At 64.8% G+C, this 22,840-nt stretch carries 14 protein-coding genes; 3 read left to right on the forward strand and 11 right to left on the reverse strand.

The genetic code is table 11. The features are described 5' to 3' along the window. Positions 1-11: 11 nt before the first annotated feature. The 5 genes from PSV26_RS22330 to PSV26_RS22350 form a co-directional block, all read right to left on the reverse strand. Positions 12-2,525, reverse strand: coding sequence for a DUF1631 family protein (locus PSV26_RS22330; protein WP_300574236.1), 2,514 nt, complete (start codon positions 2,523-2,525; stop codon positions 12-14). A 27-nt stretch (positions 2,526-2,552) separates the two neighbouring features. Continuing rightward, positions 2,553-3,506 (reverse strand): protein translocase subunit SecF, encoded by a 954-nt coding sequence (gene secF / locus PSV26_RS22335; protein ID WP_300512027.1) that lies wholly within the window; start codon positions 3,504-3,506, stop codon positions 2,553-2,555. A 27-nt stretch (positions 3,507-3,533) separates the two neighbouring features. After that, complete coding sequence (secD, locus tag PSV26_RS22340; protein WP_300574238.1) at positions 3,534-5,429, reverse strand: protein translocase subunit SecD; 1,896 nt, start codon at positions 5,427-5,429, stop codon at positions 3,534-3,536. A 66-nt stretch (positions 5,430-5,495) separates the two neighbouring features. Beyond that, the gene (gene yajC, locus PSV26_RS22345; protein ID WP_096666202.1) at positions 5,496-5,831 is read right to left on the reverse strand and encodes a preprotein translocase subunit YajC; all 336 of its coding nucleotides are present in this window, start codon (positions 5,829-5,831) and stop codon (positions 5,496-5,498) included. Positions 5,832-6,027: 196 nt separating this feature from the next. Continuing rightward, positions 6,028-9,609 (reverse strand): indolepyruvate ferredoxin oxidoreductase family protein, encoded by a 3,582-nt coding sequence (locus tag PSV26_RS22350; protein WP_300512025.1) that lies wholly within the window; start codon positions 9,607-9,609, stop codon positions 6,028-6,030. A gap of 177 nt (positions 9,610-9,786) precedes the next feature. Between PSV26_RS22350 and PSV26_RS22355 the strand changes: the two genes are divergently transcribed. Continuing rightward, positions 9,787-10,272 (forward strand): Lrp/AsnC family transcriptional regulator, encoded by a 486-nt coding sequence (locus PSV26_RS22355; RefSeq protein WP_300574239.1) that lies wholly within the window; start codon positions 9,787-9,789, stop codon positions 10,270-10,272. A 192-nt stretch (positions 10,273-10,464) separates the two neighbouring features. Here the strand turns inward: PSV26_RS22355 and PSV26_RS22360 are convergent, their stop codons facing one another. Together PSV26_RS22360 and PSV26_RS22365 are read right to left on the reverse strand one after the other, a co-directional pair. Next, positions 10,465-10,824: a hypothetical protein gene (locus PSV26_RS22360; protein WP_300574240.1), complete on the reverse strand. Its 360-nt coding sequence runs from the start codon at positions 10,822-10,824 to the stop codon at positions 10,465-10,467. Next, on the reverse strand, positions 10,821-12,026 hold the full coding sequence (locus PSV26_RS22365) for an MltA domain-containing protein (protein ID WP_300574241.1): 1,206 nt from the start codon (positions 12,024-12,026) through the stop codon (positions 10,821-10,823). Before PSV26_RS22365 ends, PSV26_RS22360 begins: the two co-directional genes overlap by 4 nt. On the opposite strand from PSV26_RS22365, the gene PSV26_RS22370 reads away from it, so the two are divergent. Continuing rightward, positions 11,974-12,123: a hypothetical protein gene (locus PSV26_RS22370; protein WP_300512021.1), complete on the forward strand. Its 150-nt coding sequence runs from the start codon at positions 11,974-11,976 to the stop codon at positions 12,121-12,123. The genes PSV26_RS22365 and PSV26_RS22370 overlap by 53 nt on opposite strands. Here the strand turns inward: PSV26_RS22370 and PSV26_RS22375 are convergent. The 4 genes from PSV26_RS22375 to PSV26_RS22390 are packed head-to-tail and all read right to left on the reverse strand — an operon-like array spanning position 12,118 to position 19,866. Next, positions 12,118-12,744 carry a response regulator gene (locus tag PSV26_RS22375; protein WP_300512020.1) on the reverse strand — a complete coding sequence of 209 codons (627 nt, stop codon included), beginning with the start codon at positions 12,742-12,744 and terminating at the stop codon, positions 12,118-12,120. The genes PSV26_RS22370 and PSV26_RS22375 overlap by 6 nt on opposite strands. Positions 12,745-12,770: 26 nt before the next feature. Further along, positions 12,771-14,849: an ATP-binding protein gene (locus PSV26_RS22380; protein ID WP_300512019.1), complete on the reverse strand. Its 2,079-nt coding sequence runs from the start codon at positions 14,847-14,849 to the stop codon at positions 12,771-12,773. Further along, complete coding sequence (locus tag PSV26_RS22385) at positions 14,846-15,652, reverse strand: carbon-nitrogen hydrolase family protein (RefSeq protein WP_300574242.1); 807 nt, start codon at positions 15,650-15,652, stop codon at positions 14,846-14,848. Before PSV26_RS22385 ends, PSV26_RS22380 begins: the two co-directional genes overlap by 4 nt. Positions 15,653-15,654: 2 nt before the next feature. Further along, a complete protein-coding gene (locus tag PSV26_RS22390; RefSeq protein ID WP_300574243.1) occupies positions 15,655-19,866 on the reverse strand; it encodes a YhdP family protein in 4,212 nt (1,403 codons plus the stop codon). Positions 19,867-19,923: 57 nt separating this feature from the next. On the opposite strand from PSV26_RS22390, the gene glnE reads away from it, so the two are divergent. Continuing rightward, positions 19,924-22,833, forward strand: a complete 2,910-nt coding sequence (gene glnE, locus PSV26_RS22395; protein WP_300574244.1) for a bifunctional [glutamate--ammonia ligase]-adenylyl-L-tyrosine phosphorylase/[glutamate--ammonia-ligase] adenylyltransferase — start codon at positions 19,924-19,926, stop codon at positions 22,831-22,833. Positions 22,834-22,840: the final 7 nt, after the last annotated feature.

Consider the following 22,840-nt stretch of genomic DNA (forward strand, 5'->3'; position numbering starts at 1 on the left):
CGCGCTGGCGATCAGCCCAGCAGGCGCTCCGGATTGGCATCGAGTTTGGCCAGCGCGTCTCGGGTGGCGCGCACCGTGAGTGCTTCGTCTTCGGTCGGCACGAGCAAGCCGGCCTGCAAATAGGCCGCCAGACGGCGCGCCTGGATCAGGAAATTGCGGCCGTCAGTCGATGCAAACAGGTTCAACTGCTTGCGGTCACTGCGCCAGGCAAACTGCACATGACTGACCTGGCCATTGTGATCCAGCGTGAACCATGCCCCGAGTTGCAACTCCTGCGCCCAGGAACGCATGGCGTCGCTGGGCTGGCTGCCGCCGTCGGCAATCACTTCGATCTCCGAGGCATCAATGCCAATCATCATGACCAGGTTTTCGGTGTCCAGCGGCAGGTCACCCACATCCTCGTCTGACAGGTAGTCCTCCAGATTTGCCAGCCGCTTGGACATCTCTTCGATGCGCTCCAGGGAAATGGCATCGGTCTTGGACATGAAGGCGTCTGCCAGCGTATCACTGATGATTTTCAGATGCTGGTCCTGCACCGGGAGGCTCATGCCGAGCATGGACATACCGGATCGGAGCAGGCGCAGCAGTGTGGGCAGATCGGCGATGACGCGCGCGCGGTCATTGCGGTTGGGTTTGGCGCTGGCCGCCCAGACCAGGTCGGCGGCTGCCTGCTTGAGCGTGATCGTTTCCTTGTGCTGTGGCCCGTTTTTCATGGCCGCGATGGCCAACACCTCGGCCCAGATCTTGAAAAGAAACTCACGAATCTCTTCGCGCACCGGCATGTCGTTGAGCATGCTGCGCATCTCGATGGTGTACTGGATGGCCATGGTTTCCTTCTGTTCCATCTGCTGGGCGACACTCACCACGCGCGCAGTGCTGCCCTGCCCGGACAGGAACTTCGACAGGAATTTCTGGAACTCGTCGTACACCAGCTGGAACACCCGCCTGCCAGTTTCCGGATATTGCTCGATCACCTGCACGATGCGCTTGATTTCTATTTCCAGCGCACCGCCCGAAATCGTCGCATCAAAGCCAAGCACACAGGAGCCCATGCGGTCGATGAGTCGGCGGGCCGGGTGCTGCAGGGACCCAAAAAACTCGGGTTCTGAAATCGCAACGCGCAGCACCGGCATCTGCAGCCTGGCGAACCACACCCGCACGGCTGGTGGAATGCGGTCTTCCGCCAGAATGCTCTGGAACATGAGCGCCACGATTTCGATCGTGGCTTTTTCACTGGACGTGCTCGCCGCTTGCTTGAGGTCGCTGGTGCGCTGGCGCAAAGCGCCTGCCGCCTGCTCCACATCAACGGCACCATAAACCTGACCGGGAGCATCGACGAGGGTGCCTTCATAGGCATTGCCCGTCGCGGCGCGGGTCTGCACTCTGGACAGGGCCTGCGCCAGCTGGGGCGAGGGCTGATTGGCGTGGGTGTGATCAAAATCAACGGCGTGATCGGATAGCAGGCGCTTGAGGTGCCCCATCACCCCCTGGGCCCGCATGCGCGCCCGCGCCAGAGGCGACGTCCCGGTCTGCATGCGCGTCTCGTCGTGGATCGCGTCCCTCGCTGCAACAGAGTTCCCGGTCCCCCCGAAAGCGTTGCCGCCGCCGCCATGCCCTGAACCTGAACCTGAACCTGAACCTGAACCTGATCCTGATCCTGAACCTGATCCTGATCCTGATCCTGAACCTGATCCTGAACCTGAACCTGAACCTGAACCTGATCCTGATCCCGAACGACCACCACTCGCCCCGCCGCCGCCACCGCCACCGCCGGCTCCTCCGGACGAGCCCGTCCCGAACGCCTGCTGTCCCGCCGGTTCCGCGTTGCGGTTGCCTGCCGGCTTGGTCTTGGCGCGAACCGGTGACGGGGTGTTTGCAGAAGGTGTGCGCTTGACAAGTGCGCGAAGATCAATGTCCACCATCACGTTTTCCTTGATCAGGAACTCGTTGGCGGCGCGGTAGGCCTCCAGCAGATGCGCGGTCAGCTGCTGCTGGATCAGGTCCTGCACCATCAGCCAGACCTCGCGCGACAGGGGCGACAGGGTCCATTGCTCCACCATCTTCTGCGAGAGGACTTCGGGGCGCAGAATGTCTTCCTTGGTGAGCTCGGAAACCCCCTCCAGGCTCTGGACGCGCAGACGCAGGTCGTTGAGTTCCCAGCTGGCGCTGTCCAGCAGGCGCAAGGCAAGGCGGGAGGCAAGAATCCTGTTCTCCATCACCTCATTGCCCATCAGCTCGAATTTGCCGGTATCGACCGCCACGCCAAGAGGTGCGGCTGTCGGGAGAAGCGCATTTTTCCATGCCGTGATGGTGGCGTTGACCCAACTCGCTTCCGAGCTCTGAAAGGACAGCCAGGCGTCACGGCGGTCCTGCATGTCGCGGGCACTGCCGCTTTGCTCGGTCAACGCAGACAGCTTCTGCAGGATGGCACCGGCGAGCTCGGGCAGGATGCGCGCGGCGTGGCTCACAAACCGTTCGCGCGCCTGCCGGGCAAGAAGAAGGTCTCTTTTGGTGTTTGCGGCCACGTCCGTGTATGTGTTGGTGCGCTTTGCCTAAACCGTTGCGCCGGCATTCGGGTCGTTCGGATCCTCGTCCTTTTTCCCCGAGGGCTTGACGAGGTCTTCGCGCTTGATGCCCAGCCACATGGCAATCGCCGCGGCCACAAACACCGAAGAATAGATGCCAAACAGGATGCCGATCGTGAGGGCCAGCGCAAAATAAAACAAGGTCGGTCCGCCAAAGAGCAGCATCGACAACACCATGATCTGCGTCGAGCCATGCGTGATGATGGTGCGACTGATGGTGGAGGTGATCGCGTTGTCGATGATCTGCACGGTGTTCATCCTGCGGTAACGGCGGAAATTTTCACGGATCCGGTCGAAAATCACCACCGATTCATTGACCGAGTAGCCTAGCACGGCAAGCACGGCAGCCAGCACGGAGAGCGAAAACTCCCACTGGAAAAATGCGAAGAAGCCGAGAATGATCACGACGTCGTGCAGGTTGGCAATGATGGCCGCCACCGCGTACTTCCATTCGAAGCGAAACGCCAGGTAAATCATGATGCCCACCACCACCATGGCCAGCGCCTTCAGGCCATCCTGCGCCAGCTCCTCGCCGACCTGGGGGCCGACAAACTCGGTCCGCCGCAGGGTGATCTGGGGGTCATCGGCCTTCAGCGCCGTCATCACCTTCTCGCTCTGCTGGGCCGTGGTCACGCCTTTTTGTGCGGGCAAGCGGATCATCACCTCGCGCGCTGTACCGAAATTCTGCACCTGCACATCGGTAAAGCCCAGCCCCGCCACCGTACCCCTGACCTTTTCAACGTCGGCGGGCTGCGAATAGCTGACCTCCATCACCGTGCCGCCCGTGAATTCCACCGACAGGTGCAGGCCACGCGAAAACAGGAAAACCACGGCCAGTACAAAGGTCGTGAATGAAATCACATTGAAGATCAAGGCATGCCGCATGAACGGAATGTCTTTGTGGATTTTGAAGAATTCCATGGCGTTGTCTGTCCGTTGTTCTCTGGTCTAGTTGGCCGAGGCCGTAGGCTTGGCAGGCACAGCCGCGCTGCTGGCGGGTCGCCAGACGGTACCAATGGACACCGATTTGAGTTTTTTCTGCCGTCCATACCAGAGGTTGACCAGACCGCGTGAGAAAAACACGGCTGAAAACATGCTGGTCAAGATGCCAATGACGTGCACCACGGCAAATCCGCGCACCGGTCCGGAACCGAAAGCCAGCAAGGCCAGACCGGCAATCAGCGTCGTGATGTTCGAGTCCAGGATGGTCGCCCAGGCGCGCTCATAGCCGCTATGGATGGCGGCCTGCGGCGCCACACCATTGCGCAGCTCCTCGCGCACCCGTTCGTTGATCAGGACATTCGAGTCAATCGCCATGCCCAGCGCCAGCGCCATGGCGGCCATGCCGGGCAGGGTCAGGGTCGCCTGCAGCATGGACAGCACCGCCACCAGCAAAAGAAGGTTCACCGCCAGTGCCAGGCCGGAGAACAGCCCGAACAGCATGTAATAAACGGCCATGAAAGCGACGATCACGAGAAAACCCCAGGCCACGCTGTGAAAGCCCTTGGCAATGTTTTCTGCGCCCAGGCTCGGGCCAATGGTGCGCTCCTCAATGATTTCCATCGGGGCCGCCAGCGATCCGGCGCGCAGAAGCAGCGCCAGGTCATTGGCTTCGGTCACGCTCATGGAGCCGGAAATCTGGAAACGGTTGCCTAGCTCGCTCTGGATGACCGGCGCCGTCAGGACCTCGCCCTTGCCTTTTTCAAACAGCACAATCGCCATGCGTTTCTTGACGTTTTCGCGGCTCACGTCGCGCATGATGCGCCCGCCCTTGGCATCGACGGTCAGGTCCACCTTGGGCTGCTGGCTCTGCGAGTCAAAGCCCGGCTGGGCGTCCGTCAGGCTTTCGCCGGTCAGGATCACCTGTTTCTTCACAATCACGGGCCGGCCGTCGCGCTCGAGGAAGCGCTCGGAACCAAAAGGAACGGCACTGGCGCCGCTCTCAGCCGCACGGCCTTCTGCGCTTTCATCGACCAGCCGCATTTCCAGCGTGGCCGTGCGCCCCAGAATATCCTTGGCTTTGGCCGTGTCCTGTACACCGGGCAACTGCACCACGATGCGATCGAGCCCCTGCTGCTGGATCACCGGCTCGGCAACACCGAGCTCGTTGATACGGTTGTGCAGTGTCACCATGTTCTGCTTGAGTGCCTGCTCCTGTACCAGACGGGCCGCCTCGGGCTTGATGCTGGCATTGAGCCTGTACTCGGTCCCGTCGGGGGCGTCTGTCAGCTGCAGGTCCACAAACTGGTCCTGGATCAGGCGTTTGGCGGCTTCCAGCGTCGCCGTGTCACGGAACCGGACCTCAATCACCTGGCCGTTGCGGTTGATGCCACCGTGGCGGATGTTCTTCTCCCGCAACACCAGACGGATGTCTCCGGCCAGCGACTCGGCTTTTTTCGTCAGTGCCGCCTGCATGTCCACCTGCAGCATGAAATGCACACCGCCGCGCAAGTCCAGGCCCAGGTACATGGGCCGCGCGTTCAGGGAAGTCAGCCAGGCGGGCGAGCGTGACAGCAGATTGAGGGCCACGATGTAGGGAGGGGTGGCCGGGTCGGGCAGCAGCGCTTTTTCAATCGCGTCCTTGGCTTTGAGCTGGGTGTCCGTATTGCCGAAACGGGCCTTGACCGACGTGACATCAAAGGTCACCGCCTCTGCAACGATATTGACATCCTTGAGCGCCTTCTCAACGCGAGCGACTGTTGTCCCGTCGATCTTGACGCTGGAGCGGGCGGCAGAAACCTGTACCGCAGGCGCCTCGCCAAAAAAATTGGGCAGCGTGTAAAGGGCGGCAATCAACAGGGCGACGACGATGACCGCGTACTTCCAGACCGGATAACGATTCATGAGCGTGCTGTTCCTGGGAAACTGAGGGGCTGAAGCAGCCGGCCCATGCCGGCCGGCCGGGGAATACTAGGACTTGATGCTGCCTTTGGGCAGGACCTGGACGATCGCGCTGCGCTGCAGCTGGACCTCAACGCCAGTGGCAAGTTCCAGGCTCAGGTAGGCCTCGCCCAGCTTGGTGACCGTGCCGAGCAGGCCACCGGCGGTGACCACTTCGTCGCCTTTGGCCAGTGCGTCAATCATCGCGCGATGCTCTTTCTGCTTTTTCATCTGGGGGCGGATCATCACAAAATACAGCACCACAAACATCAGCACCAGCGGCAGCATGCTGGTGAGCGAAGACAGCATGCCGCCTTCGGCAGCAGCGGCTGGGGCGGTTTGGGCAAACGCGGAAGAAATAAACACGGCAGACTCCACAACAATAAGTAAGGCTCCCACTGGTCACAGCAGGGGCGCGGAAGGCCGATTGTATGCGGCCGGGTGGCCATCAGGGCTTGTACCCCTACCGGTTTTCGCGCTTTGCAGGCCGTGGCGGGCCGGCAAACGCAGCCCGCCGGCCCATTTCAGGCCGCGCCTGCCCCCGGCTCCGTCCGGCGGGCTCTCAGGCAGCCCGCTGGCGCTCGCTGATGGCAGGCTGGCGGAAGGCCGCCGTCGCAGCGTGCCATTGTTGCCGGGCAGCCTCGACATGGCGTGCCTTGACGTGGCCATAACCCTTGATCAGCTCCGGAATACGCGCGATGTCAAGCGCTGCGGCATGGTTGGCCGCATCCAGCGTGCGCAGCACTTCCTCGATACTGGCCTCGTACTGGGCAATCAGTGCGCGTTCCATTTGACGTTCTTCGGTGCGTCCGAAAATGTCCAGCGCCGTGCCGCGCAGGCCCTTGAGCCTGGCCAGCAGTTTGAAGCCCGTCAGCATCCAGGGGCCGAATTTCTGTTTTTGCAACTCGCCCTTGTCGTTTTGCTTCGCAATCATGGGCGGCGCGAGGTGGTAGTTGAGCTTGAAGTCGCCCTCAAACATCGCATCGACCTTGTCCAGGAAACTTCGGTCGGCGTGCAGACGCGCGACTTCGTACTCGTCCTTGTAGGCCATCAGCTTGAACAGGTACTTCGCAACGGCTTGCGTGAGCAGCGTTTTTCCGAGCACCGATTCCGCCTGCTGGACCCGGTTCACGAAACTCTCGTAACGCTTGGCATAGGCCGCGTTCTGGTAATCCGTCAGGAAGGCCACGCGGCGCGCCACAAACTCTGGCAAGCCCTGGCGCGGAGCCGGCATGCTGATCACCTGCGCAGAGGCAAACAGCTTTTCCACCGACGGCAGGTCGTGGGCCGCGCGACGTCCCCATTCGAAAGCCGTCTTGTTGTTGTCCACCGCGACGGCATTGAGTTCGATGGCGCGCATCAGCGACGCATATTCCAGCGGAATCCAGCCTTTTTGCCAGGCATAACCGAGCATCATCGGGTTGGTGTAAATGCTGTCGCCCATCAGCTTGATGGACGCTGCGTCTGCATTGAAGGCACCGACACCAGCCACACCCACGGCTCTGGTAATCTCCGCGGCGCAGGCCTCGGCCGGGTTCTGCCAGTTCGTGTTGTGCACAAACGCCGCCGTCGGCGTGCTGTGAGAATTGAGGGCCACATGGGTACGGCCCTCGCGCATGCGCAGCACCGTTTCCTTGCCGGCCGTCACGATCGGGTCGCAGCCAATGATCAGGTCGGCGCCGGCCATGCCGACGCGTGTGGTGCGGATATCGTCCTGGCTGGCGCCTATCAGCACGTGGCTCCAGGTCGCGCCGCCTTTTTGCGCCAGACCGCCGGCGTCCTGCGTGACGATGCCCTTGCCTTCGATGTGGCCGGCCATGCCCAGCAACTGGCCGATGGTGATGACCCCGGTGCCACCGACGCCGGCCACCACGATGCCCCAGACAGCGCCGTTGACGCCTTGGGTCGCCGGAATCTGCGGCTGCGGCAGGGCGCCCATTTCGAACGGTGAAGCCGCCTTGCCCTTGGCCTTCTTCTTGAGTTGTCCGCCCTCGACGGTCACGAAACTCGGGCAGAAGCCCTTGAGGCAGGACATGTCCTTGTTGCAGGTGGACTGATTGATCTGGCGCTTGCGGCCGAACTCGGTCTCCAGCGGCTCGACGCTCAGGCAGTTGGACTGCACGCTGCAGTCGCCGCAGCCTTCGCAGACCAGCTCGTTGATGACCACACGAACGGCCGGATCGACCAGGGTGCCACGCTTGCGGCGCCGGCGCTTTTCGGTGGCGCAGGTCTGGTCGTAAATGATGACGGTCGTGCCCTTGATCTCGCGGAACTGTCGCTGGATCGCGTCAAGCTCGTCGCGGTGGTGCACCGTCACGCCCTCGGCCAGCGCCACACCGTCGTACTTTTCCGGCTCGTCGGTGACAACGACAATTTTTGCCGCGCCTTCGGCCCGCATGGACTGGGCAATCTGCACCACCGAGAGGCCTTCCGGCCGTTCACCGATCTGCTGGCCGCCGGTCATGGCGACCGCGTCGTTGTAGAGGATCTTGTAGGTGATGTTCACCCCGGAGGCAATCGACTGGCGCACCGCCAGCGAGCCGCTGTGGAAATAGGTGCCGTCCCCGAGGTTGGCAAAAATGTGCTGGTCGGTGGTGAAGGGTTGCTGGCCGACCCAGGGCACGCCTTCGCCGCCCATCTGGGTGAAGCCTGAGGTGCTGCGGTCCATCCACAGTGCCATGAAATGGCAGCCGATACCGGCCATGGCGCGCGAGCCCTCGGGCACCTTGGTACTGGTGTTGTGCGGGCAGCCTGAGCAGAACCAGGGCTGGCGGTCGGCCTTGATCTCAAGCACCTGCAGCGAACGTTCCTTGGCTTCCAGGATGGCCAATTGCGCATCGATGCGCGCCGTCATGTCGCCGTCCAGGCCCAGCTTGCGCACGCGTTGCGCAATCGCCCTGGCGATCAGCGATGGCGACAGGTCGGCGTTGGCACGCAGCAGGGTATTGGCCGTCGGGTTCGGCATGGACCATTCGCCGCCGCTGAAGTCCCCATCGATTTCGTTGAACTTGCCGTAAATGTTGGGGCGCACGTCGGCGCGCCAGTTGTAGAGCTCTTCCTTGAGCTGGTACTCGATGACCTGGCGTTTTTCCTCGACCACCAGGATCTCGCGCAGGCCGGTGGCGAACTCACGCGTGCCCTGAGCCTCCAGCGGCCAGACCACACCGACCTTGTGCAGGCGGATGCCAAGCTGGCGGCAGGTGGCGTCGTCCAGGCCTAGATCGATCAGGGCCTGGCGCGTGTCGTTGTAGGCCTTGCCGCTGGCGATGATGCCGAAGCGATCGTTGGGCCCTTCGATCACGTTGTGGTTGAGCCGGTTGGCGCGGATGTAGGCGAGCGCGGCATACCATTTGTAGTCAAAGAGGCGCGCCTCCTGGTCCAGTGCGGCGTCGGGCCAGCGGATGTGCACGCCGCCCGGGGGCATCTGGAAGTCGGTCGGCAGCTTGATCTGCACCCGCTCCGGGTCGATCATCGCGGTGGCGCTGGACTCGACAATTTCCTGGATGGTCTTCATGCCGGCCCAGACGCCGGAAAAGCGACTCATGGCAAACGCATGCACGCCGAGGTCCAGGATTTCCTGCACATTGGTCGGAAAAAACACCGGCAGGCCACAGGCCTTGAAGATATGGTCGCTCTGGTGCGCCGCGGTCGAGCTTTTGGCCACATGGTCGTCGCCGGCCACCGCAATCACGCCACCCCAGGCCGTGGTGCCGGCCATGTTGGCGTGTTTGAAGACATCCGAGCAGCGGTCCACACCCGGCCCCTTGCCATACCAGATGCCGAACACGCCGTCGTACTTGTTGGTGCCCGGTGGCGAAAAGCCCAGCTGCTGGGTGCCCCACAGCGCAGTGGCCGCCAGCTCTTCATTGACGCCGGGCTGGAAAACGATGTTCTGCGCCTTCAGGTAGCTGGAGGCCTTCCACAAGGCCTGGTCATAACCACCGAGCGGCGAACCGCGGTAGCCGCTGATGAAGCCGGCCGTGTTTTTACCCTGCAAGGCATCGCGCTGGCGCTGCAGCATGGGCAGCTTGACGAGGGCCTGGACGCCACTCATGAAGGCCTGGCCGTAGTCGAGCGAGTATTTGTCGTCGAGCGTGACGGTCTCGAGAGCCTTGCGGATGTGTTCGGGAAGAGGGGCGTTCATCGTGTCTCCAGTCGTGGGGCTGACACCGCCTTTTGGGCGGAGCAAAAAGGCTCACACCCGGATAGGGTGATGCCTCTATATATCAGCAAAGTGTAGGCGCGATGGCCAGATAAGTCTTTGCTTTTTATGCCTTGTTTAACGTGTTTAAAGAAAGATTCTTGCTTAAAATTGCCATCCATGGAAACACTTGACAAGTTTGACCTCGCGATCCTGAATGAATTGCAGACCGACGGCCGCTTGAGCAACGCCGAACTCAGCATCCGCGTCGGCCTGAGCGCCGCGCCCTGCTGGCGACGCGTCAGGGCACTGGAGGAAGGTGGCTTCATCAAGGGTTACCGCGCGGAGATAGACCGCCACAAGATCGGGCTGGGTGTGCTGGCCTTTGTACGTCTGGATGCCGACCGCAACACCGGCGATGCGACCAGCGCGATGGAAGAGGCGATCCGCCAATTGCCTGAGATCATCGCCTGCCACTACATCAGCGGCACCGGAACCTTCGAGTTGCAGGTGGTGGCCCGGGACCTCGACAGTTTTTCGCGTTTCGCCCTGAAAAGCCTGCTGAACCTGCCCAATGTGAAAGACATGCACACCAGTTTTTCCCTGGGTGAGATCAAGTCCAGCAGCGTGCTGCCGCTGGGCCACTTGTCCGACAAGATGCCATAACGCCCCGCGCCATGCCTGCTGGCCACTCCAGAGCTTGCTGGACCCTGATTTAAGTGCTTTTTATGGCTCTGACCCCTATCAAACGAGCGCAAACAGCTCCTGATTTGATAGCATGCCAGGCGCCGATGTCGCAATGGCCGCGCGTCCCGAAGACTTGGGCGCCTTCGCACGCCGTCGGCGGATGCCGCTGCGTCAGGAACCTTCTTTTCCGTCCCGCACACAGCGCGCCACCAGCGGCAGCAACGGGTAACGCAGCACCGCCTCACGCCCGCCCGAACCCAGGCCAAACTCGGCGCGCATGCGCGTGTTGCTGTACACGGTCTGCAGGGCGCCTTGCCCGCCTGCGTCGCGGAAAAGCACGTCGGAGGGCACGCCGGCGGTTCGCGAACTCTCGATCAGCGCGCTGTCATTCACAAACCTCACGCTGAAATCAATGCCATGTTCGCAGCGGTAGCGGCTCGCCGCTGGCCCGGTAGAAGCACAGGCCGAGAGCAAGGCAAGCGCAGCGAGCAGCAGGCCGCAGCGGGGGAAAAAGTGGCCCGGCTGGCTCATTTGGGCCACAACACCCACAGGCGCAAAGGCTGGTTCACGCGACTGGCGAGTTCACCGGCTTGTGGACCAGTGCCGGCGAAATAGTCGGCCCGCACGGCACCCACAATGGCGCTGCCCGTGTCCTGCGCGACCACGAGTTTTTGCAGGTCTGCCGCCGCACCGCGCGAGGCGAGCCAGACCGGGGTACCGTAGGGGATGCTTTCCCGGTCCACCGCGATCGAGCGCCCCGGCGTCAACGGCACGCCCTGCGCGCCGCGCGGGCCGTAAGCCGCGTCCATGTCACTCAGGAGCTCTTCGCGGAAAAAGATATACCGTGGATTGCTCCACAGCAGTTGCGAAACGCGCTGCGGATTCTGCGCCGCCCAAGCCTTGGTGGACTCGGTCCAGGGCGCGTTCATCCTGCCCTGGCCCTGCTCCATCAGCCACTGGGTGATGCTGCGAAAGGGCTGGTCGTTGGAACCGGCAAACGCCACGCGCACAGTGCGCTGCGCGCCGGCGGCGTCGGTGATGGCCAGCCGGCCCGAGCCCTGGATGTGCAGCGACATGGCATCAATCGGATCGGCGAGCCAGGCGATCTCCCGTCCTCTCAACGCGGCCTGCGCCTCGGGCAGGGTCTCGATTTCCTGCCGGGTGTACCAGGGCTTGCGGCTGCCCAGCCCGGCCGGCGGCTGGTACAGCGGCACCGGGTAAGCGGCACCGGGTTGCCGGCTGGCCCTGAGCACGGGCTCGTAATAACTGGTCAGCAGTCCCTCGGCCGACCCTTGCAGGGTTTCGACCCGGTAGGGCTGCAGCCGGCCCACCATCCAGGCGCGCTGCTCCTGCCCCGTCGCAATGCTCAGGCGACGCACCTCGCCACACAGCGGCGCAAACACCGGGCCGGGTCGCTCACAGCTCTTGAGCCAGGCGTTCCAGGCCTCAAACAGGGCGTCATTTTCAAAGCCGGGCAGTTCGCTCCAGGCCACCGGCACCCAGCGGCTCTTGCCACGCACCATGACGGCACCCTCTGCGCCTGCCCCGGGGCGTGCAGGCACACTGGCCGCCGCTGGCGCCGAGGGCGGTGGCGCAGGCACGGGCGCCGTCGCACAGGCCACCAGGCCGAGCACGGCAGCCATAATGACAAGTGTTGGTGTTATCCGGGAAAAAACAGTCATGGCCTTACTTTTACTCGAAGCCCTGGGGGCCTTGCTCATTCTGGTCTTCATTGTCTGGTGGACGATGTTCTCCGGGCGCAGCAAGGGTGAACTCAAAAGCGATGCCGAGCGTGATGCGCCACCGGAAAAACCCGGCGATCCGCTATAAATTACGGAGCAGATTCGCCAGCTCCACCGCCGACTTTACCCGCATTTTGTCAAAAACCCGGGCCCGGTGCACTTCCACCGTGCGCACGCTGATGTCGAGCTGGTCGGCCACCAGCTTGTTCGGCAGGCCCTCAACCACCAGCGCCATCACATCGCGCTCCCGCTCGGTCAGCCCGTCAAGCCGCGCGCGCAGGCTGGTGTGTTCATTGAGTTGCGCCAGTGCCGCCGCCGACTGCATCAGCGCCTGCTCGATACGGTCCACCAGCACATTGTCGGAAAAGGGCTTTTCGCAGAAGTCGAACGCGCCACGCTTGACGGCGTCGACTGCGGTCGGCACGTCGGCGTGACCGGTCAGGAAAATCACCGGCAGGGTCGGCAGCAATCCATAACCGATAAGTTTTTCGAACATCGCCAGCCCGCTCATGCCGCCCATGCGCACGTCGAGCAGGGCGCATGAGGGCGAAGTGATGGCAAACGCTCCAGAGATCCGCTCGTCGAATGCCTCGGCGCTGGCAAAGGTCTCGCTGGTCAGGCGCCGCGAACGCAGCAGCCAGGCCAGCGCCTCGCGCACGCTGGCATCGTCATCAACGATGTACACCGTGGCATTCTGGATCGGTTCCATGGCAATTCCTTCCCGCAGGCGGGTTTTCAGGCGGACACTTCGGCGAGCGCGACGGCGGTGACCGCTGCCGGCAATGTAAAGGTGAAAATCGTACCCTGAGGCTGGCCCGCCTCAAACCCCAGAAACCCGCCGTGCTGCTCGATCACCGTGCGGCACAGGCTCAGGCCGAGGCCCATGCCTTCAAGCTTGGTCGTGAAGAAAGGCGTGAACAGCCGGCGCGCCACCTCCTCCGAAATACCCTCTCCGTGGTCGATCACGGCAAACTCCACCCAGCGACTGTGCGCATTGGAGGCCGCCGGCCGCACGCGCAGAATCAGCAGCTTGTCGGCGCGCCGGCTTTTGTCCGGCGACTGCATGGCCTGCATGCCGTTGCGCGCGAGGTTGAGCAGCACCTGCTCGACCATGGTCCGGTCGCACAGCACCGGCTCGCAGCTTTCGTCGACCTCGATCTGCACCCGGACCCCCAGCTTGCGGGCCTGCAGGCTGACCAACGGCATCACCGCATCCAGCAAGGCACGCGGCGCCACGGGCTCGCGCACCTGGTCCCGGCGGCGTACAAAGTCATGCACACTCTTGATGACCTTGCCGGCACGCTCGGCCTGCTCGGCGATGCGGCGCATCGCCAGTTGAAGGTCCTGGTTGTCGGGCGGCTGCGGTGCGCCGGCCACCGCGCTTTGCAGCAGGTTCAGCGATCCGGTCGCATAGCTGGAAATGGCGGCCAGCGGCTGGTTCAATTCATGGCTCATCAGCGACGCCATCTCGCCGACCGTGGCCAACCGGGCCGTGGCCTGCAGCCGGTCCTGGCTGGCCCGCGACAACTCTTCGATGCGCCGCTGTTCGCTGACGTCGAGGATGGCGCTCATCCAGCCGGTCTGCTTGCCCACGGCGTTGATCAGCGGCGCCTCGATGATCAGCACCGGGAACCGCGAGCCATCCCGGCGCATGAAGATGGACTCGAAACCTTCACGCGGCAGGGTCGCACCCACGGCCAGTCGCCGCGCCTGCCGCTGCTCGTACTCCTCGACCTGCTCGGGGGGCCAGTAAGGCGGCGGTGCGCCGTGCCTGAGCAACTCGCCGGCCTCCAACCCCACCATCTGGCAGAAAGCCGGGTTCACGTAGGTCACGCGGCCCTGCAGGTCTCTGGCCCGCATGCCGGTGACCAGCGAATCCTCCATGGCCTTGCGAAAAGCCAGCGCGTCGGCCAGGTCATGCTCGACCTTCAGGCGCCGGCGCATGTCTCGCCCGAGCAGCGCCAGCACGGCGACCAGCGCCAGCGACATGGCCGCCACCAGCGCGGTCAGCAGGTTGGGAAACAGGGCCGGCGTGCCGAGCTGACGCTCCAGCCGCAGCACCATGGTGTTGCCCGGCAGATCGAGCAGCTGCTGGGCGACGTAGACGCGGTTGCCGCGGGCCGGGTTGCCGTACATGGCCAGGCGCGTGCCGTCGGCCTCGGTGAACGCCAGGCCATGACCGCGTGCCAGTTGCCTGCCCACCAGTTCGGACAACATCTCCTGCAGCGAATAGGTCGCCAGCAAATAACCCGCCAGCTGCCCGCCGGCGAGTACCGGCAGACACATGTCCAGCACCTCCAGCCCCAGCCCGTCAGCCTGCGGCAGGAAGTAGCTGCTCGAATAGGCCGGCCCGCTGAAACGGCGCGCCGCGGCGCAGGCAAAAGTGACGTCGGTCTGCGCGCTGGCGCGCCCGAGCCGCTCAAACACCGGGGGCCGGTAAGGTGTTTCAGCGTAAGAGACCGGCGCCAGTGCCACATCACGCCACTCCAGCCGCAAGATCTCCCGGTGCTCGTGCAGCAAGGTGGCCGCCGGCACACGCCAGGTGGCCGGATCCGGGCTGCTCGCCTGCAAAGCCTGGATGCCCTGGACGTTGCGCGTCAGTGCTGCGCGAATGTCGGTGGTCGTCTGCACCGCGTCCTGCTCGAGCCGGCTTTGCACCTGGCTGGACTCGTAGCGCCCGGCGAGCCAGACCAGGGTGGACAACAGGCCAAGCAGCAAGGCCACCAGCAGGGTCCACAAGCCCCAGCGCCGGCTCCAGCGCCGCCGGCCCGAAGACGGTTCGGCGCGACTGGCCGCTTCCGCGGACTTGCTCACAGGACCCCGTGATCGAGGGCGGGCAACTGCAGGCGCACAGCCCGCAACCTGTCTGCGCTCAGCTCGGCCATGACCACAGCGGGGCCCTGGGCCTGCTCGCCCAGCACGCTACCCCAGGGATCGACGATCAGGCTCTGGCCCCAGGTGCGGCGCCCGTTGTCGTGTTCGCCCCCCTGGGCTGCAGCCACCACATAGGCCAGGTTTTCAATCGCGCGCGCCCGCAGCAGGACTTCCCAATGGGCCTGGCCGGTGGTCCGCGTGAAGGCACTGGGCACGAGCAACAGGTCCGCTTTCATGGCCCGGTACAGCTCCGGAAAACGCAGGTCGTAACAGACACTCAGGCCGACCCGGTAAGCGTAGCCATCGACCGATGGGAGCTCGAAGGTCACCGGCACGGTCCCGCTTTCAATGACACGTGACTCGTCGTACTTCTCCTGCCCGTTGTCAAACCGGAACAGGTGAATTTTGTCGTAACGCGCAACGCACTGGCCCGTCGGCGCAAACACCAGGGAGCTGTTGCGCACATGCTGGCGGTCGCTGGCGCCAAGCGGCACGGTGCCGCCCACAATCCAGAGCCCCAGCTCGCGCGCGGAGCGGGCCAGAAAATCCTGGATCGGGCCCTCGCCGGCAGTTTCCTGCACAGCAAGCTTGTCGGTGTCCTTCAGACCCATCACGCAAAAATACTCGGGCAGCACGGCCAGTTCGGCGCCCTGCGCGGCCGCACGCTCGAGCAACTGCCTGGCCGTGGCCAGGTTGGCAGGGACGCTGGTCCCCGAAACCATTTGAAGGGCGGCGACATGCATGTTTACTTCCTTGTGGCGGTGTCCTCGCCGGGCTTGGCCTCGGCGGCGGCTGCTGCGGCTGCGGCGGCTGCGGCCTTGCGATCCACCTTGGTGATTTTCGGGTTGGTCCAGGTGCCGTCAATATGGAACTCCTGGGTCGCCGCCTCGGTCAACGGACGCCGCAGGAAATACTGGGCCAGGAAGGAACCCAGGCCGATCGCCGGGTTGATGACGGTGGCAATCAGGGAGGCGGTGCCGGCGTTGATCTCCGGCACCACCACCACCGTCAGGTCCTGGGTTTCCCTGGCTATGTCGGCCTTGCCTTCCATCAGCACCGCGGCATTGACGCCCTTCATCTGCAGGTTGTTGGTAAACGCCAGGCCCTGGTTGATGGAGACGTCGCCGCGCACGAAGTCAAAGGAAAAACCGTCCGAAAACACGTCGCGAAAATCCAGCGTCAGGCGCCGCGGCAGGGCCTGAAGGCTGAGCACCCCGAGCAGCTTGGCAATGCCCGGTTCGGCCTTGAGAAACTGGCCCGACGCCACATTCACATTGAACTGCCCGCTCAGGCTCGGGTAGTCCAGGCTCAGCGGCGAACCCACCCAGGCGATCTGGCCTTCGAGCTTGCCCTTGCCGCGGCGGATCACATCGCTCATGCCAAAGCGCTTGAGCAGTTCGCCCGAATCGGCGATGTCGAGCCTGAAGTTCATCACGGTACGGCGCCGCTCGACCGCTCCGCGCGAGCCGCCGGCGGCCACCGCCTGCTGCGCGTTGACGGCCACCCAGTTGCCGGTGGCCGTCAGTGTGGCCTCCGGCACGATGACATTGAGCTTGTTGAGCCGCCACTCCCGCGTACCCCCCTCACGGGCCACCGTCCCGGCGCCGCGGTTGATGGCTTCAATTTCAACCCGGCCCAGCTTCTTGCCGCGCAGCTCCAGGTCCTCCACCACGATGTCGAGCGCCGGGACGTTGGCCGGCTGCTCGTTGAGGATGGCCTCGACCTCGCTGGCCGTGCTCTGGCCCAGGCTCAGGCGCGACAGGCGGGCATACAGCCGGCCGGCGCCCGCCCCCCCGGGCTGGCGAAACTCGACGTAGCCGTTGAGCTCGGCCGCGTCGACGTTGGCGCGCCAGGTCAGGCCGTCACGCGATCCGCCGAGCACGACGTTGTTGAGTTTTCGCCCATCGAACACCAGCTCCCTGGCACGTATCGCCATGGTGGTCGGCAGGTAGCCCAGCACAGCGCTGGCGGGGGTCAGCCGCTCGGCCGGTGCAGCGACAACCGGCACCGGGCTGGCGGCCAGCACCTGTTCCCAGGCATCGATGTCCACACTCGCGAGATTGATGTTGGCGGCCACCCCGGCCTCAGGCACCGGCGCGCTTTCGCCGGGCTCCAGTCCGACGGCGATGCTGCCGCGCAGCACACGCGGCTGTGGCCCGCTGATGTCGCGCACGTATTGCACCGACGCCAGCCGCCCCACCGTCAGTGACAACTGGTCCTGCAGGGCCTGCCCTGCACCGGCCGGGCCGCGCACCACCGTGTTGTCAAAACGCAGGGGCAGCGCGATCTCGGCACTCTTGTTGAGGGGTGCCGGCAGGCTCAAGGCCATGCCCTGCAGGTTGCTGGACACACTGATCTCGGTGGCCCCGCGCCGGAACCCGAGGCTGGCCGTGTAGGCAGCACTGCCGTTGGCGCGGTTGCCCAGGCGGGACACCAGCTCGAGCCCCCGGGCCTGTCGCAGCCCCTCGGCACTGAGTGTGCCCTGGGCCCGGATCAGCACGGTCGCCTCCGGAAATTCCACGGGCCGCGCCGTGGCCTGCGCCGTACGTGTGCCGCCCTCCAGGCGGACATCGCCACCCAGCAGGCGCGCCTGCCCGCCACTGATGGCAAAGCCGCTTTCGGTAAAACTCACCAGCGCCTTCGCACGCGTCAGTGGCGGCGTGTCTGGCGTGAACTGCACATCGTTGCCGGCCAGGCTGACACTGCCTTTGACGCGGGACTTGTCGAGGTCGGCCAGTGGCAGGCTCAGTTCAAGCTTGTAAGCAGCTGTCCCGGTTGCCACGGTTTTGGCCAGCGCCTTGCCGGTGATGTCGCCCAGCGGCGAGGTATTGACGACGGCCACGGCCTCGGCCAGCGGGCCCTTGATCTCGCCCACCACCTGCACCGTGGCCGCGTGCATGAGGTCCGGTATCCTCGCGTCGGCCTTGACCACCTGCAGTCCGGGAAAACCGGCGATCCGCCCCGTCGCGCCATTGACCTGCATGGAGGCACGGTCGAACACCAGTTCGCCATCGAGCTCGCTCAGGGCGGGCCAGGCGCTGGCGTCGCGCGGCTGTATCGACCGGGGCACATAAGCCAGGGTGGCCTTGGCCACTTTGGCGGACACCCGGAACTCGCCGAGCTTCGGGTCGGCAAACGGCATGTCGTTCAAATTGCCCTTGAGCCTGAACTTCACGTCGCTGAGCGCGCCCTGGGTCACCGCATCACGCACATAGTGGCGCACCGTGTCGGGCAGGATCAGGGGCAGGTACCGGTGCACCCGGCCGCCGTCGCCACGGCTGAGGCTTCCCTGCAACTCCAGCACACCGGGAAAGCGACCGTCATGGGCGGCGGCGCCGGCAGTCGCAGTCGCAGTCGCTACCGGTGCGTCTGCGGTGTGCCAGCTGGCCTGCGCGCTGCCCTGGGCGTCGGCGTTGGCAAACACCAGGTTGCGCAGCTGCAATTCGATTTTCGGGCCAGTCAGCTTCCATTGGGCATCGGTCGAGAGCTGGTCAAATGGCAGGCGCGGGTCTTCGAAAATGCCGGGCAAAGACAGCTCGCCCCGGGTGATCCTGACCTTGGCCTGGCCGCCCTGCTGGGTCAGGTCAAAATCCACCGCCGCACCCCGAACACCGGGCCGGTTACCGGACCCCTGGGCCGCGGCCCGGGCTGCCATTTCGAGCTGCGTCACCCGCCCCTTGGCGGCGTACGAAAGAGGCGCGTCAAGCGCGCCCTGCCAGCGCGCTTCAACGACGTCCACCAGGCCGCTGGGCGTCAGCGAGGTGAGCATGGCATGCGCTGCATCACCCAGCGGCAGCCGGCTAGCGATCAGCGCCAGTGCGGCCAGGTCCAGTTTGTCTGCCCGGAACTCGCCGCGCGCCGCTGTCCTGCCTTCGGCGCCGTTGTAGACCAGCGAGACATTGCCACCTGGCCACTGCAGGCCATCACGGGTGCGAAACTGAAGCCCCTCGGTGGCGAATTCGAAGCCGTTGGCAAACTGCCGGCCGCCAAAGCGGCCCGTCACCGCCTGCAGCGCCAGCGGCTGCAGGGCCTTGCCCAACTGCGCATCCACCTCCTGCAGGGCCACGTCGGCCGTGCCGCCGGTGATCTGCCCGTCGCTGACATCCGCCCAGGCCCGCAGGGCGCCGCTGCCCGCCCGCAGGTCAATGCCCAGGCTGGCCAGGTTGGCGTAACGCTTGACCTCGGACACATCGACCCGTCCGAACTCGGCGTAGATCTGCCCGGCCCAGCGGCGCCACTGCCCGGCCCCACCCGACCACAGCGGCTCGCGAAACACACCGCGCAGGCTGAAACGCTCGCCCCATTCGGGCGGCGGCGTCGCGTCCAGGCGCATCAGGTGGCGCCGGCCGGGGTTGCGCAATGTCCAGTCCACCTGGGTCAAGGCCAGCAACGGGGCCTGCCGCAAGTCGTCGGTCCAGCGCACCGTGCCGCCGCGGATGACAAATTCGGTTTGCGAAAAAACCCAGTCGGCGATGGCGCTGCTGTTGTCGTTCGGGTCGCGCGACACATCCAGGCCGGCCACATAGATCTTGCCGTCGGTCGTGCGCCGGATGTCCAGTTCGGGCTGGTCGATGTAAAGCTGCTCAAAACCCAGACTCCACAACGAGGAGGGCGAGACGGCCGCCAGCACGCGCGGAAGGCGCAGGGCTTCGCGCCCCTGGACGTCCAGCAACGCCACGTCGCGCAGCTCGAAGGACGGAATCAACCCGCCCGGCCGGGCCGTGATCTGGCCGATGCGCACCGGTACGCCCAGGGCCTGGCTGGCTGCGCTTTCCAGGCGCGGGCGGAATTCACCGATTCGCGGCACAATCCAGCCGTGAAGCACGGCCCAGGCCGCGCCGAAAAGCACCCAGAAAGCCAGCACCAGGCCCAAGGCCAGGCGGGCAACCAGCGCGGCAATTTTGAGACGTCGAGAGGCAAGCTCGGGCTGGGAGGGTGTCGTTTGATCCATGGACATGAGAATTATGACCTTCAGTGCTTCCGTCCGTTCAATGCAACCCAGGGAAGTCCTGTAATGTCCATGGCGTCGAACGACCTTTCGGCCCCGCCCCTGGCGGCATCGGACTACTCGCGCTTTGTGCAGCGCATACGCCGGCGGTACGCCGACGAGCTGGCCTTGTTGCCTCCCGGCGCACCCGAGCGGGCGGGCATGCAGATCACCTTCGACGCCCTGCAGGCGCGCGGACTCGACACCGGCGCGGCCCTGAGGGTGTTGCGCCAGCTGGTCATGGAACGTCTGGTGGTTCTTGATTGTGATCATCCAGCCCCCTCGCTTGTCGCTTCGCGCACTGCGCTGCCCCCCGGGGGGGCGCTGCGCCTGCGACCCGGCGAAGCCGGTTCCGCGGCCCCGGCTGATGGGAACCCCGCCCTTCCCTTGAGCGCTACGGGCTGTCCGCTGGCCGTGGTGACGCGCGCCATGACCGAGCTGGCCGAACTGGCGCTGGACATCGCCATCTGCGAATCACGCAAGCCGCTCGACGCGCTGCATGGTGCCCCCCAGGCGGGCGACACCGCGGGCATGCCGGCCGGGCAACGCGCCCAGCTGTGGGTGATCGGCATGGGCAAGCTCGGGGCCAGGGAGCTCAACGTATCCAGCGACATCGACCTGATTTACGTCTATGACCACGACGGCGAGACCGCTGGGCGGGCCGATGGCCGGGGCGTCATTTCCAATCATGAATATTTTGCGCAGCAGGTCAAGGCCATCTACAACCTGATCGGCGAATCCACCGAGCACGGTTTTGTGTTTCGCGTGGACCTGGCCCTGCGGCCCAACGGCAGTTCGGGCCCAGCCGCCGTCTCACTCGGCGCGCTCGAGGAATACTTCCAGGTCCAGGGGCGCGAATGGGAGCGTTTTGCCTGGCTCAAGAGCCGGGTGGTGGCGCCGCTGGAATGTATCCGGAATGGCTCGGCCCAGGCCATGCGCGGTTCCGTTCTGCCGTTTGTGTTCCGGCGCTACCTCGACTACAACGTGTTCGACGCGCTGCGCATCCTGCACCGGCAGATCCGCGAGCACGCCGCCAAACGGGCCGCAGGCCACCCCGAGCGCGCCAATGACGTGAAGATGTCGCGCGGCGGCATCCGCGAGATTGAATTTACCGTGCAACTGCTGCAGGTCGTACGCGGCGGGCAGTTCCCCGAGCTGCGCACCCGCCCGACCGTCGACGCGTTGCAGCGCGTGGCCAGCGCCGGGCTGATGGCGCAGGCCACGGCCGAGGCGCTGATGCGGGCCTATGATTTCCTGCGCCGGGTCGAGCACCGCATCCAGTACCTCGACGACCAGCAGACCCATGTGCTGCCAACGCGCGATGACGACCTGGCCTGGATTGCCCAGACCCTGGGCTACAGCAGTTGCTGCCCGTTTCTGAGCGATCTGGACACCCACCGGGAGCTGGTCGCCCAGGAGTTCGACACGCTGCTGGGCCAGAAAAGCGACTGCAAGGGCTGCGGCAAGTCGAACCCGGCCGCCCCGCAAAACCTCGACGAGCTGCTGGAAAAACTCCCGGAAAACTGGCCCGCCAACTTCCGCGCCCGGCTGGAGCTGTGGCGCGAGCACCCGCGCGTACTGGGTCTGCGCGACGACGCCAAGACACGCCTGATGCGGCTGGTGCAGCGCACCGCCCAGTGGCTGCTCGAAGACAAGGTTGACCAGGAAGCAGCGGTGCGCCTCGTCGACTGGATCGAACCCTTGCTGCGCCGGGAGAGTTATCTGGCGCTGCTGGTGGAGCGTCCCGCCGTGCATGAGCGCCTGCTGCGCCTGCTGGGCGCGGCCAAATGGCCGGCGCGTTACCTGCTGCAGCACCCGGGTGTGATCGACGAACTGGCCAGCGACGCCATGCTGCATGAACGCTTTGACGCCGCCGCTTTCATGCAGGAACTGCAGCAGCGGCTGGCCGCCCTGCGCCGCACCGGTGAGGACGACGAGGAGAGCTGCCTGAACCTGTTGCGCCGTGCGCACCATGCCGAGCTGTTTCGCACCCTGGCGCGCGACGTCGAAGGTCAACTCACGGTCGAGCAGGTCGCCGACGACCTCAGCGCCCTGGCCGAAGCCGTGCTCAAGGTAACGACCGACTGGTGCTGGCAGCGACTGAAAAACCGCCACCGAGAGACACCGCAGTTCGCCATCATTGCCTACGGCAAGCTGGGCGGCAAGGAACTGGGCTACGGCAGCGACCTGGACATCGTGTTCGTCTACGACGACGAAGACGAGCGGGCCTCCGAGGTGTATGCCGCGTTTGTGCGCAAGCTGATCAACTGGCTGACCATCAAGACCGGCGAGGGCGACCTGTTCGAGATTGACACCGCCTTGCGGCCGAACGGCAACTCAGGGCTGCTGGTCACGCGTTTCGAGGCCTATGCCAATTATCAGCAGCAGCGCGGCAGCAACACCGCCTGGACCTGGGAACACCAGGCCATCACGCGCGCCCGATTTGTCCAGGGCAGCGACTCCTTGCGCCAGCGTTTTGACACCGTCAGGCTGGCCGTGATCAGCGCCGCGCGCGACATTCCGGCACTCAGCAGCGAGATTGTCGCCATGCGCGGGAAAGTGCGCGCCGCCCATCCGATCAAAGGTGAAAAAACCGGAGAAAAATTCGATGTCAAGCACAGCCACGGCGGCATGGTGGACGCCGAGTTTGTCGTGCAATTCCTGGTGTTGTCCCAGTCGCGCAGCCACCCCGAGCTGGCCGACAATGTCGGCAACATCGCCCTGATGCAACGCGCCGAAGCCGCCGGTCTGCTTCCTGCCGGACAGGGCCAGGCGGCGGCCCGCGCCTACCGCACGCTGCGCCGGGTGCAGCACCAGGCGCGGCTCAATGAGGAGCCGACCCAGGTCGCGCCATCAGCGTTGCAGGCCGAACGCGATGCCATCCTGGCGGTGTGGCGCACGGTGTTCGAAGCCGGCGCGCCCCACGCCGGCGCCTGAGCGTCTC

The organism is Polaromonas sp. (assembly GCF_029945685.1).
Taxonomy (GTDB): domain Bacteria; phylum Pseudomonadota; class Gammaproteobacteria; order Burkholderiales; family Burkholderiaceae_C; genus Polaromonas.